We start from the raw sequence: 14,111 nt of genomic DNA on the forward strand, positions 1-14,111 counted from the left end.
GCGGCCGGTCCTCCCGGCGTCCTGCTTCAGCGCGCGGCGCCGAAGTCCTGCGTCCAGTAGTTGCCGGGCTGCGCCAGCGCGATCCCTATCTCCTTGTACGAGCAGTCCAGTATGTTCCGCTTGTGGCCCGGGCTGGCCATCCATGCGCTCATCACGCTGGAGGCGGAGGAGTAGCCGTAGGCCACGTTCTCGCCGTAGCTGCTCCAGTCGTAGCCCGCCGAGGAGATGCGGTCGGCGGGGGACGAACCGTCGGAACCGGTGTGCGACATGTTCTGGTGCGAGGCCATGTCCTTGCTGTGGTCCTGCGCGGCCTGGTTCAGCTTGGCGTTGACCTTCAGGGCGGTGCAGCCGGCCTTCGCCCGCTCCTGGTTGACCATGTCGAGCACGGTGGCCGAGGCTCCCGTCAGCGTGGCTCCGGGACCCGCGGCCGGGGAGGCCGGTGCGGCGGACGGTGCCGACGACGGTGCCGACGAGGGCGCGGAGGCGGGGGCCGAGGGCGCGGAGGCGGGGGCCGAGGGTGCGGCGGAGGGTGCCCAGGACGGCTTCCCGCCCCACTGGCCGCCCTGCGTCCACGTGCCGTCGGCGGACCCGTCGGCGGACCCCTTCCAGGACCCGCCCCACGAGGCGTGGTTCCAGCGGCCCTGGCCCTGGGCCTGGCCACCCTGACCTTGGTCGCCCCGGCCCTGGGACCCGCCGTACTGCGGGCCCTGCTGGCCGCCGACGCAAGCCATGGCCACCGAGGGCACACCCACGGCGGCGACGGCGAGGGCGGCGACGGTGATCTTCCGGAAGGGCTTCATCCGGCGGTGCTTCGTCATTGCGTGACCTCACTCCAGGGTTCGGCGTGCGTGTTCACAACCCACCCGAGCTGCCGTGACGGCTGGCGGGCCCGGCCATTGTGTGGACCGTCCCGAACATCGGGCAATGAAAGATCGGTACTACGCGGACTCGTAGCCGCGGTGCCTCTTGCGCCCGGCGGGTGAGCGTGCCGCGCCGCCGGAGCCACGGTGCGGAAGAGACCTGATGGGCCCTCAGATCGCTGTCCCCACCCCGGGAGAGGCCCATGACGCCGTACGGATCGGATGCCGTCGCCCCCTGTGCGAATTATGTCCCATTCCGTTACGGATAGATGTTATATGCCGCGTGGACGCCCGCTACTAAGTCGCACCGTAACCACCCGATCCAGCGTGAGGGACATCACGGGACGCCCCGGGAACAGTTGCCGCGACGGCCGTCACGGGCACACCGCAGGGCACAATCACCGCATGCGACACATCCTCGTCATCGGCATCGGCGCGGGCGATCCCGAACACCTCACCCTTCAGGCGGTCAAGGCGATCGGCCGTACGGACGTCTTCCTCGTCCTCGGGAAACCCGAGGAACGCCAGGACCTGATCCGCCTGCGCCGGCGGATGCTGGACGAGCACGCGCGCCGCGGCCACCGCCTCGTCGAGGTCCCCGACGCCGAGCGCGACCGCACCGCCCCCGGCTACGCCGAGGCCGTCGAGGACTGGCGGCGCCGCCGCGCCGACCTGGTGGCCGGACTCCTCGACGCCCACCTCGGCCCCGGCGAGACCGGCGCCTTCCTGGTCTGGGGCGACCCCTCCCTCTACGACAGCGTGATCGCCGTCGTCGAGGAGGTCCTGGCCCGCCGGCCGGGTTCCTTCACCCATGAGGTCGTCCCCGGCATCAGCAGCGTCGCCGCCCTCGCGGCCCGCCACCGCCTCACCCTCACCCGGGTCGGGCGCCCCCTGCAGATCACCACCGGCCGCCGCCTCGCCGAGGGGTTCCCCGAGGACGCCGACGACGTGGTGGTCATGCTCGACGGCGGCGCCGCCTTCGCCGGCCTCGACCCCGAGGGCCTGGACATCCACTACGGCGCCTACCTCGGCACCGAGGACGAGATCCTCGTCTCCGGCCCGCTCGCCGAGACCTCCGAGCGCATCCTCCGGGCGCGCACCGAGGCCCGGGAACGCAAGGGCTGGATCATGGACACCTACCTGCTGCGCCGGCGCCGCGGCGGGCCGAGGTGAGCCACGCGCAGCGCGCGCGGCCGGTCCCGCAACCGGGACCGGACACCCCTTACTGTGACATCCGGTACTGAACCCCTGCGTACGGGATGAGGTCGAGGACGTGCCGTTCGCGGAGGCGGCCGCCGGTGAGGAGCCCGGGCCCGCCGGCGCGCCGGGCCCGGACGCCCGGCCGTGGTCACGGGCACCGCTGCTCGCGGTGTGCGCCGGCTACTTCATGGTCATCCTGGACGTGACCGTCATCAACGTCGCCGTGCCCGTGGTGGGCCGCGAACTGTCGGCCTCGCTCACCGGGATCCAGTGGATCACCGACGGCTACACGATGGTGTTCGCCGGGCTGCTGCTCACCGGCGGGGCCCTCGGCGACCGGCTGGGCAACCGCCGCGTCTTCTGCACCGGCGTGGCCGTGTTCACGGTGTCCTCGGCCGCCTGCGCGCTCGCGCCGGACGCCCCGTCCCTGGTCGCCGCGCGGCTGGCCGAGGGACTCGGCGCGGCGCTGATCGTGCCCGGCTCCCTCGCGCTGCTCCAGCAGGCCTACCCCGTCCCCGCCGCGCGATCGCGCGCCGTCGGGCTGTGGGGCTCGATGGCCGGCATCGCGGCCTCCGCGGGCCCGCTGCTGGGCGGGCTGCTCGTGTCCACGGTGGGCTGGCGGTGGGTCTTCCTGGTCAACCTGCCCGTCGGCGTCGCCTGTCTGGCGCTGACGCTGCGGCACGTCGCGCCCTCGCGCCGGCGCGCCGACCGGGCCCTGGACTTGCCCGCGCAGTGCGCCGTCGTGGCCGCGGTCGCCCTGCTGACCGCCGTCCTCAACGAAGCCGGGCGGCGCGGGTGGTCCGATCCGGCGGTTCTCGCCGGCGCCGGCCTGGCGCTCCTGGCTGTCGTGGCGTTCGCGGTGCGCGAGCGGCTGGCCCGCTCGCCCGCGGTCCCACCGCACATGCTGCGCTCCCGGGCGGTCGGCGGCGGCTCGCTGACCGGGCTGCTCTTCAACTTCGCCTTCTACGGCATGGTGTTCACCGCCAGCGTCTCCTTCCAGCACCAGCGCGGCTACAGCGCCCTCGGTACCGGCCTCGCCCTCTTCCCGGCCGTGGCGACGACGATGTTCGCCTCCGTCCTGTCCGGGCGGCTGGCCCGCAGGACCGGGGACCGTCCGCTGGTCGTCACCGGCATGCTGCTGGGCGCCCTCGGGCTCGCCGGCTGGGCCGCGGCGGGGCCCGACCCGGCGTACCCGCTGCTCGTCGCCCCCATGATGGCCGCGGGCTTCGGCACCTCCTTCGCCCTCACCGGCACCACCACCACCGTCATGGCGGCCGCGCCCCCCGGCTACTTCGGGACCGCCTCCGCCCTGTTCAACACCGCCCGCCAGATCGGCAGCACCGCCGGTGTGGCCCTCGGCGGCACCCTCCTCGCCACCGCCGCCGACCACGGCACGGGGCTGCGGCTCGCCATGGCCGCCGGCGCCCTCGCCTACCTGACCGCCGCGGCCCTGGCCCTGCGGTGCGTACCCCGGAAGGCCCGGCCCGCCCCAGCGCGCTGATCGCACGGGGACGGCGCCACGCGCCCTGCGTCCCACCACGCCGTCACCACCTGCCGGAACTGGCTATTCCGTGACCTGAGTGCCGCTCTGCCGTCAACTCGGCGCGTCGCTCCGGAAAGCCTTTGTTCGCCTTCAATTAAGAGTCGATCCATAGGTTCGACAAATGTTTGAGAATCCCCATGAGTGCGCAGTGCACGGTGCGGAGGACCGACGGTGACGACGCAGACCGCTGAATCCGCGACCGCCGTGATCCCGCAGCCGGCGCCGGAATCGGGCGGAACGGCACTGATCTCGTACATCCTCCCCGTGTACAACGAGCAGGACGGCATCCGCCATTTCCACGAGGAGCTGGCCAAGGCCCTCGCCGGGCGACCGGAATTCCGCTACGAGATCGTGTACGTCAACGACGGCTCCGCCGACGGCTCCCTGACCATCCTCAGGGACCTGGCGAAGAACGACCCCCGGGTGCGGGTGGTCGACTTCGCCCGGAACTACGGCCACCAGATCGCCATCACCGCCGGCCTGGACGAGGCCACCGGCGACGCCGTCATCATCATGGACACCGACCTCCAGGACCCGCCGAAGATCAGCCTGGAGCTGGTCGACGCCTGGCGCGCCGGTGCCGAGATCGTCCACGCGCGCCGCCGCACCCGCCGCGACACGATCTTCAAGCGCACCACCGCGCACGCGTTCTACCGCATCCTGCGCAGCTGGGCCGAGGTGGACATCCCGCTCGACACCGGCGACTTCCGGCTCCTGGACCGGCGGGCGGCCGACGAGCTGCGCCGCTTCCGTGAGCGCAGCCGCTTCGTGCGCGGCATGGTCGCCTCAATGGGGTTCCGGCAGACCGAGGTCCAGTTCGACCGCGACGAGCGCTTCGCCGGGGAGACCAAGTACCCGCTGCGGAAGATGGCCCGCCTCGCCATCGACGGCGTCACGAGCTTCTCCACCGTCCCGCTGCGGCTGATCAGCCGGCTGGGCTTCCTCGTGCTCGCCCTCTCCCTCGCCGGCATCGTGTACGCGCTGGGCATGAAGATCTTCCGGCCCGACATCACGGTGTCCGGCTGGACCATGCTCATGGTCGTCACCCTGTTCCTCGGCGGTACCCAGATGCTCGCCATCGGGGTGCTCGGCAGCTACATAGGACGCATATACAGCGAGGCGCAGAACCGGCCGCTGTACATCGTGCGCGAGGTCCTGCGGCATGACGGCGACTGAGGCGGCCGGGGACGCGGACACCGCGGCCCCGGCTCCGGCAGGTCCCGACCGGCGGGCGGACCTGCGGCAGCTGATCCGCTACGCGCTGGTCGGCGGCAGCGGCGTCGCCCTCGACCTCGTGGCCTTCGTGCTGCTCTTCAACGTGCTCGGCCTCGACGAGCAGGTCGCCAACATCATCAGCACGAGCCTCGGCATCACCAACAACTTCGTGCTCAACGCGATCTTCACGTTCGACAAGCGGGACCGGCTGTTCGTGCGCTTCCTGCGTTTCTACGCGGTCGGCGTCACCGGCATCGCCCTGACCTACGTGCTGTTCCAGGTCTTCACCAGCTGGCTGGGCGTCGACGCGAACATCGTCAAGGCGGGTTCGCTGCCGCTGGTGCTGGCCACCCAGTTCGTGCTCAACAGGAAGTGGAGTTTCGGATGAATCTCGGCATCATCGGTGCCGGCGCCACCGGCCTGACCGCCGCCTACGACGCGGTCAAGGCCGGACACCAGGTCACGGTGCTCGAAGCGGCCGACGAGCTGGGCGGACTCGCGGCGTCGATCCCCATCGGCGGCGTCCCGCTGGAGCGGTACTACCACCACATCTTCCGCAGCGACCGGGACATCATCGAGCTCATCGAGGAGCTCGGCCTCGGCGACGACCTGCGCTTCCACAAGCCCACCACCGGCGTCTACCGGGACGGCGAACTGCACCCCTTCAGCACCCCGCTGGAGATGCTGCGCTTCCCCTCCTTCTCGCTGGTCGACGGCGTGCGCTTCGGTGCCTCCTCCGCGCTGCTCAAGGCCGTCCGCAGCGGTGAGCGCTACAACGACCTCACCGCCCTGGACTGGCTGCGCCGCCGGGCCGGCCGCAAGGCCACCGAAACCATCTGGGAGCCGCTGCTGCGCGGCAAGTTCGGCGACCGGGCCGACGAGGTCTCCATGGCGTGGCTGTGGGCCCGCGTGCACTGCCGCACCTTCGAACTCGGCTACGTGCACGGCGGCTTCGAGCGCGTGTACGCGGCACTGCGCGACGCCGTCGCCGCCCGCGGCGGCAAGGTCGAGTTCGGCAAGAAGGTGGAGACCATCCGCCAGCCCGAGGGTGCCGAGCAGGTCACGGTGACCACCGGCGACGGTGCGTCCTACGCCTTCGACCAGCTCATCGTCACGGTCCCGCAGCCGGTCTTCGCCAAGGCCGCGGACGTCCCCTCCGACGACGCCGTGTGGCGCAACCAGTACCTCGGCGCCACCTGCTTCGTGCTCGAGGTCGACCGCAGCGTGATCCCGTACTACTGGCTCAACATCAACGACCCGGACTTCCCGTTCCTGGCCGTCGTGGAGCACACGCAGATGGTCGACCGCGAGGAGTACGGCGGCCGCCACCTCCTCTACGTCGGCAACTACGTGCCGCGGGACGACTGGCGGTTCACCACCGACCCCGCGGAGGTGCTGGACCGGTACATCCCGTACCTGCAGCGGCTCAACCCGGACTTCGACCGCTCGTGGATCCAGGAGTGGCACTTCTCGCGTGCCCCCTTCGCCCAGCCGGTCGTGACCCCCGAGTACCGCTCGCTCATCCCGGGGCACCGCACCCACATGAGCCGGGTCACGCTCGCCACGATGGCGCAGATCTATCCGCAGGACCGCGGGCAGAGCTACTCCATCGCGCTGGCGCACCGCGTCACGAAGCTCATCGGCGCGAGCTGAGACGCCGGCGGCCGGGGCCCGGCCGGGCGACGCCCGGGCCCCAGCCGCGACCAGCTCCGTTCGTCGCCCCACACCGAGAGCGGATCCACGTAGGGGCGCAGCAGTCCGGTCAGCACCGGGTCGCCGCGTCCCGCCAGCTCGTCCGAGGCCAGCTTCCGCGCGACACCCGCGAGGAAGTCGGCGAGCTGGATCCGCGGGTCGTGGCGCGACTCGGCCAGCCGCAGCCCCGCCGGCCGCAGGTCCGGCGCCAGGCGGGCCCCGAGCCGCGCGATCCGTTCCTCGGTGAGCGAGTTCTGCCGGTCGTGCACGACGTGCACCCGGACCCCGTCCGCGCTCCAGCGCGCCACCGTCCGCTCCAGCGCGGGGAAGAGCGGGTCCAGCGGTTCCACGGCCTCCGGTGCCTGTGCGAGCCGCGCGCGGAACGCCTCCGCCCGCGGCCTGGCCCGCCGCAGCACCTCGATGACCCCGGCCAGGGCGCCGTCACCGCCGTCGGCCGGACCCAGCGCCTCCAGGGCCCGGAAGAACGGGTCGACGGGCGCCGGCCCCGCCTCGTGGTTCCTGGTCCGCGCCAGTTCGTTGGAGGCCCGGAGGAAAGGGCGCCACCGTTCCGCGTCCACGGTGCGGCGCCCCTCGCGGTACAGCACGGCCGCCCGCGCCGCCGCGGGCGGCCCCGGGGCCAGCACGTCGACGACCGCCACGACCACGAACCACGCCTTGTCGACGAGGTGCACCGAGGCCTTGCCGCCCAGCGGCCCCGCCGGCCCCAGGAACCACTCCAGTACCGCCCGGTGCTTCTCGCGCAGCAGATGGTTCGCCTTGTACTCCTCGGCGGGCGAGCGGATCCGCTCGCGCACCTCCCGCAGCGCCCGGGCCGCCGCGTCGCCCGCGACGCACACGCCCGCGTGCGCGAAGACGTCCGTGTTCCCGCCGATCAGGTTCTCGCCGTCCGAGCCCGACTCGTCGCAGGCGACCTCCAGGAACGTCACCCGCCCATCATTCCGCCCCACCCCCCGCCCCCACCACGCATTTTGCGGCCCCGGTACCGCCGGACGGGGCGGCCCAGGACGGGACGGGGCGGCCGGGAGGAGGTCCCGGCCGCCCCGTCCCGGGGATGCGACGAAACGGCCTAGCGGAGCCGGCAGACGACCGGGGTGCGGGGGTTGCCGGTCAGGGGCGGGCAGTCGTAGGTGGACTCGACGGTGGCCGCCAGGGCCTTGTCGACGTTGGCGAGCTGGAACCAGGAGCGCTGCAGGACCGCGTAGGAGGCCGGGTCGTCGGTGATGCAGCGGAGGTTCTCCTTGTAGGACGGCAGCTTGTTGACGTCCGGCAGGTACTTGGTGCGCTGCAGGAACGTCGGGACGGGGTAGCGGCACGGCGTCGGGTGGCCCACGTAGTACGCCACGTCGCCGAAGGCGAGGTAGAGGACCGGCGCGCCGTCCGGGATCTGCCGGTTGACCTCGGCGGCCTCCACCGCGGTCTGGTCGGACCGCGCGGCGAAGGCACCGTTGCCGTAGACGACGTGGCCGGCGTTCATCAGCTGCGGCGAGCCGGGCCAGATCGCGGCGGCCAGGCAGAAGACCCCGACGACCGCCGAGAGCGCGACGGCGGCGGCGGCGAACCGGCCGGGGCGGGCCGGGCGTACGGCGGTCCTGCGGGCGAGCAGCAGGTCGGCCGTGGCGGCGAGCAGTGCGACGAGGGCGGCCGCCCAGCCGGCGGCGACGCCCTGCACGGCGTGCGGGGACTGCTCGGCGAACGGCACGAAGGCCGCGTAGACCGCCGTGACCGCGGTGAAGAACAGCGGCGGCCTGCCGTGCGCGCGGTACCAGGCGGCGACCGCGAGGCCCCACAGCGCGGCCGCGCCCACCGGGAGGGAGGCGGCGTGGTAGCCGAACCAGTTGCCCTGCACCGCGACCGCGGCCACGCACACGAGGATGATCAGGGCGGCCAGCGCGGCCAGTTCCGCGCGGCGGCGGCGGTCCTCCTGACGGGACAGCAACAGCAGCAGCGCCGCAGGCAGCAGCGCGACGACGGGGCTGAGGTAGGCCCGGTCCACCAGGAAGGACGCGGACTTGTCGAGCAGGAAGGAGGGGTCGAGCCCCTTGCGGGTGAGGGCGCCCTGGTTGATCTTCGGCATGTCCTTGGCCCACTGCAGCTCCCGGGAGCCGGCCAGGACGCTGATCCCGAAGAGCACCAGTGAGGAGACGCCCGTGACGAGGCCGAGCCGCACCGCGCGCATCCGGTCGACGGCGAAGAGCAGCAGCAGTGCCATCAGGGCGGTGGCCGCGGTGGAGTACTTCATCATGACCGCCAGGCCCAGCGGCAGTGCCGCCACGGCGGCCGCCGGCCACGGCCGTTCGATGCCGAGGGCGGCGGCGATCGCCAGGACCGACAGCAAGGTCGCGGTCCACTCGGGCTGCAGGAAGTCGATCTTGGGGGCGAAGGCCAGTGCCAGCGCCACCACTGCGGCGGTGAGCGTCGCGTCGCGCAGCGGGAGCCGCCGGGCCAGCGCCGTGCGCAGGGCCAGACCGGTCGCCGCGCAGAGCAGGACGGCCGCGATGCGGATGATCATCTCGCGGGTCGCGGTCGATCCGAAGGTGAGCGAGTCCAGACCGGCCACGAACCAGCGGTAGAAGAGCGGCCGGTGCACGAAGGTGTCCGATACCGAGAATCCCCCGCCCTTCGCGCTGCGCAGGCAGGCCAGCACGTACCGGAGGTCCCCGTTCATGCCCGAGGTGATCGCCGAGTAGCCGAGCAGGACGACGGCCGTGATAGCCCCGCCCCACAGCGCCGGCCGGAGGGTGCGGCGACGTGTCGGCAGGGGGAGCAGCCTATTGAGCGTGAGGAAGCCGGAATCGTTCACGGGCAGAACTTAGCACCCAGTTAATTGGCTTATATGTATCGGGAATGGGGATGCCACGCATTAACCGTTCGTTTTCCCGGAATTCATTCCTCCCCGGTGGTGCGCCTCGATTAATCGGTGGCCCACGGGCTCCCGCGCTCCTACAGTGAGCGCGCACCACATCGTCACGGGGGAATCCGGCACCATGCGCACGCACTATCCACGCACACCTCACCTGCCCTGGTCGCCCGGGGCCACGCCGGACGACATACGCGCCGGGGACGCCGGAGCGCTCCGGGGCCGCGAGGTCGTCGTCACCGAGAAACTCGACGGCGAGAACACCACGCTCTACCGGGACGGGATGCACGCCCGGTCGCTCGACTCGGCCCACCACCCCTCCCGGGCGTGGGTCAAGGCGCTCCAGGGGCGGATCGGCCCCTCCCTCCCGCCCGGCCTGCGGGTGTGCGGGGAGAACCTGCACGCCCGCCACTCCCTCGCCTACCAGGACCTGGACAGCTGGTTCTACGGCTTCTCCGTCTGGGACGGCGACCGGTGCCTGGACTGGGACCGCACGGCCGGATTCCTGCGGCGCCTCGGGATCCCGGTGCCCCCCGTGCTGTGGCGCGGCACGTACGATGAACGCGCGCTGCGCGCCCTGCGCCTGGACACCTCGCGCCAGGAGGGCTACGTCGTCCGCACCGTCGACGGCTTCCGGTACGAGGAGTTCGGCCGCCACGTCGCCAAGTGGGTACGCGCAGCCCATGTGACCACCGGCACCCACTGGATGCACGCCCCCGTCGTGGAGAACGGTCTGGGCCCGGCCGCCCCGCTGTGGGCGGTGCGCTCCGGCGCGGCCCCGGACGCCGGCGCGCTCGCCGCCGCCGTGGGCGTCGCCGTCACCGGCCCCTGCGCCGCCGACCGTGCCGCCGACGTCTCCGCCCGGCTGGACGTCCTCGGCCGCACCGGGGACGCCCGGCTGGCCGGGGTCCTCGCCGCCCTGCTGCACGACACCCCCCGCGCCCGCCTGGCGGCCCGCCTCGCCGGGCCGCTCACCATGCCCCAGGCCCGGCGCGTGGCCGACCTGGCCGGACTGCACGCGGCCCTGCACCGCCCGTACCCCGACGAGGCGCGCGCGGCCGGCCTGGCCCGCATGGCGCTCGCCGCCGACCTGGGCGTCCTGCACGCCGTGGCGGCCGCCGCGGCGCCCGACGACGCCGCCCGCGAGCAGACCGAATGGTCGGCGCTGCACGCCGAGGAGGCCGGCCTGCTCGGACCCGACCCGTTCGGCCCGCTGCGCCACGGACTGCGCGGAGCCCTCGCCGGGCTCGACCCCGCCGCCGCCGACCGCTGCTGGGCGGAGGCCCGCGCCGCGTACGCCGCCGGGCGGATCGGCGGCGCGGAGGAGGCCGTGGCCGCCACCTGGCGGTGGCGTTCCGCGGAGTTCCCCCGTCTGATCCATCTGACCGGACCGGCGGGCAGCGGCAAGAGCACCTTCGCCGGCACGCTGCCCGGCGCGGCCGTCCGCATCGCCCTGGACGACCTGCGCCTCGCCCGCGGCTCCCGCGCCGACCAGCGCGCCAACGCCGACGTCCTGCGCGAGGGGCTGCGCCGGCTCGACACCGCCCTGGCCGGGCGTGCGACGGTGGTGTGGGACGCCACGTCCCTCAATCCGCACCAGCGCTCCCTGGTGCACGCGGTGGCCCGCCGCCGCGACGCCCTGATCACGCACGCGGTGACCCTGGTCGACGAGGACGAGCTGACCCGGCGCAACGCCCGCCGCGCCCACCCGGTGCCCCCCGCCGTGCTGACCGCGCAGGCCCGCCGGTTCGCCCCGCCGTACCCCGGCGAGGCCCACCGCACCTGGTACGTCGGCGCGGGCGGCACCGTCGAGGACACCGACGGCTCGCTCGGCGGCGGCGCCGCGGCCGGACAGGAGGCGTGACATGCGCACCAGCGAGGAGATCTACCACCGCGTCCGCTGGGACGCCCGGTTCGACCCGGCGCGCTTCGTGATCGGCGTCCACCAGCGCGGCGCCGCGCCCAAGCGCATCCCGCTGCCCGCGTTCGTGCCCGGTGGCGAGATCCCCTGGCACCGCGTGCTGTTCGTCGAGGCGGACGGAGAGCTCGTCTGGGACCGGGCCACCGGCACCGACCGCATGGACGCCACCGACGCCGGACGCGTCCGCGATCCGCGCCTGCTGCGCCCGCCGTTCTTCACCGCCCGCGTCCCGCACGCCTGGGACGAGGACGGGCAGCGCTGGCGGCCATCCGGGCGGGCGACACCCGGCCGGGCGGGCACGGCGGGCGGCGGCCGGCTGCGGGTCCTGACCTGGAACACCCTGTGGGACCGGTACGACAGCCACCGCATCGACACCGACCGCCGCCGCCCCCTGCTGCTGAGCGCCCTGGAGGAGGCGGACGCCGACGTCATCGCCCTGCAGGAGGTCGAGCCCGCGCTGCTCGACATGCTGCTGCGGGCCCCCTGGGTGCGCTCCCGCTACACCCTGGGCACCGACCCGGACGGACGTGACACCGACGACAGCGGGGTGCTGCTGCTCAGCCGGCTGCCCGTACGGGAGGCCGCCCGGCACACCCTCGGCCCGCACAAGGCCGTCGCCGCGATCACCGTCGAGACGGCCGCCGGTCCGCTCGTGGCCGCCGTCACCCACCTCAGCAGCGACCACTCCGAGGACGGTCCGGCCCGCAGACAGGCCGAACTCGCCCGGCTCGCCGAGGGACTCGCCGGCGTCGAGGGCGACCTGCTGCTGCTCGGCGACTTCAACGACGGAAGCGACGGGCCGGCCCTCGCCCTCGGCCTGCGCGACGCGTGGACCGAGGCGCACGGGCCGGACGACCACACCCCCACTTTCGACCCGGCCGTCAACCCGCTGGCGGCGGTCTCTTCGCTCAGCGGCCGTGCCTCCCGGCTCGACCGCGTCCTGCTGCGCGAAGGCGGACCCCGTGTCACCGGCGCCGCACTGCGCGGCGACGCCCCGACGGCGGAGGGCCTGTTCGTCTCCGACCACTACGGCGTGGAGGTCACCCTCGCCCTCGCGGCGGGCGCGGAGGACGAAGCCGAGGACGTCCTCGGCCTGCCGCCCACCGCGCGCACCGCCGTGGCCTGGCTGCCACCGGACGGGTCGTGGCCCGCGGTCCAGGCCGTCCGCCGTGACCACGATCCGCAGATCCACCGCTGGCCGCCGCACGTCAACCTGCTCTTCGGCTTCGTGCCGGAGGCCGCGTTCGAGCGCGCGGCGCCGCTCCTGTCCGAGGCCGCGGCCGGCGTCCTTCCCTTCACCGCCCGCCTCGACGGGGTGCACACCTTCGGGCACCGCGAGGACGCCACCGTCTGGCTCGACCCGGCGGCCGACGGCGGCACCTCCTGGGCGGTCCTGCAGCACGCCCTCGCCCGCCGTTTCCCCCGCTGCAGGGGCCGCGCCGAGGGCTTCACCCCGCATCTGTCGCTCGGCCGCACCCGGGACCCGCTGCGGGTGGCCGCCGAGTGCGCGGCCCGGCTGCGGGGGACGACGGCACAGGTCGGCGAACTCGTCCTGCTCTCCCGGCGCGGGGACGAACCGATGCGGGTCCGGGCCACGCTCGGACTCGGCACGGGGGAGCTGCGCTGGGTACCCGACACCGCCGGCACCGGCGCACCCGACGTCACCGGGGCACCCGACGACGTCCCGCACGCCGAGGAGACCGCGCGGCGCGTCGCCGACGCCCTGGGCGACGGCGTGGTCCACCTCGCCGGCTCCCGCCGCATGGGGTGCGCGCTGCCCGGCGCCGACCTCGACCTCGTCGCGGCGCTGCCGGGCACGGTGGACATGGCGGAGGTCCGGGTCAAGGTGGCCGCCGGGCTGCCGGAGGCCACCCGCCTCCGGCAGGTGACCGGCGCCCGGGTGCCGGGACTGCGCTTCCGCGTCGGCGCGCTGGACGTCGACCTCGTCGTCGTCGCCACCGGTGGCCTCGACCCCGCCGAGGCCGTGGCCCGCCGCACCGAACTGGGCGAGGCCGCCGCCGTCGCGCTGAGCGCCGTCAGCGACGCCGACGCGGTCCTCGAACTCGCCGATGACCATGACCGCTTCGCGGGTCTCGCCCGCGAGGTCAAGGCCTGGGCCCGGGCACGCGGCCTGGACTCCGCCCCCTTCGGCGGCCTGCCCGGTCTGGCCTGGGCGCTGCTCGCCGCCCGCACCGTCCACGACGCCCCCGGCCTGACCGGCGCCGGACTGCTCCGGCACTTCTTCGCCACCTGGGCCGCCTGGGACTGGCGTCAACCGGTGGGCGCCGCCGGGCAGTCGGGCCCGGCGATCTCCATCGCCACCCCCACCGAGCCCGTCCGCCCGTGCACCGCGCACGTCGGCCCGGACGGCCGCGACCTGCTCGCCCGGGAGCTCTACCGCGCCTGGGAGCTGCTGGAGTCCGCGGACGGCACGGGCACCGGCCCCCTGCCCGCTCTCGCCGCCCCGCCCCCGCTCCACCGCCGCCACGCGGCCTGGGCGGTGCTGGCCGTGCACGGCGCGACGGAAGAGGACTTCGAGGACACCCTCGGCCGGGTCAGGGGCCGCGTCCGCGCGCTGCTCACCGCGCTGGAGGACGCCGGCACCGGCGGCGTCCACGCCTGGCCACGCCCCTTCCGCACCACCCCCCGTTCCGCCCACTACGCCATCGGCCTCGGCCCCACCCCGCCCGACGCGGCCGGCCTCGCCGGGATCACCCGCGCGTGGAGCCGGGGCCTGCCCGGTACCGAGGTGACGTGGGCGGAGGGCGGCGCCGTGCCGACGTTGCGGTGAGGGCGGGGGCG

10 protein-coding genes are annotated in these 14,111 nt (G+C 74.1%); 7 read left to right on the forward strand and 3 right to left on the reverse strand.

The window, feature by feature from the left end; translation table 11 throughout:
- Positions 1–26: 26 nt before the first annotated feature.
- Complete coding sequence (locus ABZ312_RS06690; RefSeq protein WP_500436660.1) at positions 27–818, reverse strand: CAP domain-containing protein; 792 nt, start codon at positions 816–818, stop codon at positions 27–29.
- 447 nt (positions 819–1,265) lie between these two features.
- On the opposite strand from ABZ312_RS06690, the gene cobF reads away from it, so the two are divergent.
- The 5 genes from cobF (at position 1,266) to ABZ312_RS06715 (ending at position 6,471) form a co-directional block, all read left to right on the forward strand.
- Positions 1,266–2,033, forward strand: coding sequence for a precorrin-6A synthase (deacetylating) (cobF, locus tag ABZ312_RS06695; protein ID WP_500325051.1), 768 nt, complete (start codon positions 1,266–1,268; stop codon positions 2,031–2,033).
- Between the two features lie 100 nt (positions 2,034–2,133).
- Entirely contained in the window at positions 2,134–3,561 is a 1,428-nt protein-coding gene (locus tag ABZ312_RS06700; RefSeq protein ID WP_500436662.1) for an MFS transporter, read from the forward strand.
- A 213-nt stretch (positions 3,562–3,774) separates the two neighbouring features.
- Positions 3,775–4,779, forward strand: a complete 1,005-nt coding sequence (locus ABZ312_RS06705) for a glycosyltransferase family 2 protein (RefSeq protein ID WP_499510464.1) — start codon at positions 3,775–3,777, stop codon at positions 4,777–4,779.
- Positions 4,766–5,206 (forward strand): GtrA family protein, encoded by a 441-nt coding sequence (locus tag ABZ312_RS06710; RefSeq protein ID WP_500436666.1) that lies wholly within the window; start codon positions 4,766–4,768, stop codon positions 5,204–5,206. The genes ABZ312_RS06705 and ABZ312_RS06710 overlap by 14 nt, the downstream gene beginning before the upstream one ends.
- On the forward strand, positions 5,203–6,471 hold the full coding sequence (locus tag ABZ312_RS06715) for an NAD(P)/FAD-dependent oxidoreductase (protein ID WP_500325046.1): 1,269 nt from the start codon (positions 5,203–5,205) through the stop codon (positions 6,469–6,471). The genes ABZ312_RS06710 and ABZ312_RS06715 overlap by 4 nt, the downstream gene beginning before the upstream one ends.
- Here the strand turns inward: ABZ312_RS06715 and ABZ312_RS06720 are convergent.
- Both ABZ312_RS06720 and ABZ312_RS06725 read right to left on the reverse strand, forming a co-directional pair.
- Positions 6,420–7,457, reverse strand: a complete 1,038-nt coding sequence (locus ABZ312_RS06720) for a hypothetical protein (RefSeq protein ID WP_500325044.1) — start codon at positions 7,455–7,457, stop codon at positions 6,420–6,422. The two genes, ABZ312_RS06715 and ABZ312_RS06720, sit on opposite strands and share 52 nt — an antisense overlap.
- 140 nt (positions 7,458–7,597) lie before the next feature.
- Positions 7,598–9,331, reverse strand: a complete 1,734-nt coding sequence (locus tag ABZ312_RS06725) for a hypothetical protein (protein ID WP_500436668.1) — start codon at positions 9,329–9,331, stop codon at positions 7,598–7,600.
- A gap of 184 nt (positions 9,332–9,515) precedes the next feature.
- Between ABZ312_RS06725 and ABZ312_RS06730 the strand changes: the two genes are divergently transcribed.
- Positions 9,516–11,252 (forward strand): RNA ligase family protein, encoded by a 1,737-nt coding sequence (locus ABZ312_RS06730; protein WP_500436670.1) that lies wholly within the window; start codon positions 9,516–9,518, stop codon positions 11,250–11,252.
- Between the two features lies 1 nt (position 11,253).
- On the forward strand, positions 11,254–14,100 hold the full coding sequence (locus ABZ312_RS06735) for a poly(A) polymerase (protein WP_500325039.1): 2,847 nt from the start codon (positions 11,254–11,256) through the stop codon (positions 14,098–14,100).
- Positions 14,101–14,111: the final 11 nt, after the last annotated feature.

The sequence above is a fragment of the Streptomyces sp. NPDC006207 genome, from assembly GCF_040613835.1.
GTDB lineage: Bacteria > Actinomycetota > Actinomycetes > Streptomycetales > Streptomycetaceae > Actinacidiphila.

What these genes read in the sequence shown, in the direction of transcription:
- ABZ312_RS06735 (WP_500325039.1), top strand. Translation starts at nt 11,254, where the DNA reads ATGCGCACCAGCGAGGAGATCTACCACCGCGTCCGCTGGGACGCCCGG.
- ABZ312_RS06730 (WP_500436670.1), top strand. Translation starts at nt 9,516, where the DNA reads ATGCGCACGCACTATCCACGCACACCTCACCTGCCCTGGTCGCCCGGG.
- ABZ312_RS06715 (WP_500325046.1), top strand. Translation starts at nt 5,203, where the DNA reads ATGAATCTCGGCATCATCGGTGCCGGCGCCACCGGCCTGACCGCCGCC.
- cobF (WP_500325051.1), top strand. Translation starts at nt 1,266, where the DNA reads ATGCGACACATCCTCGTCATCGGCATCGGCGCGGGCGATCCCGAACAC.
- ABZ312_RS06690 (WP_500436660.1), bottom strand. Translation starts at nt 818, where the DNA reads ATGACGAAGCACCGCCGGATGAAGCCCTTCCGGAAGATCACCGTCGCC.
- ABZ312_RS06710 (WP_500436666.1), top strand. Translation starts at nt 4,766, where the DNA reads ATGACGGCGACTGAGGCGGCCGGGGACGCGGACACCGCGGCCCCGGCT.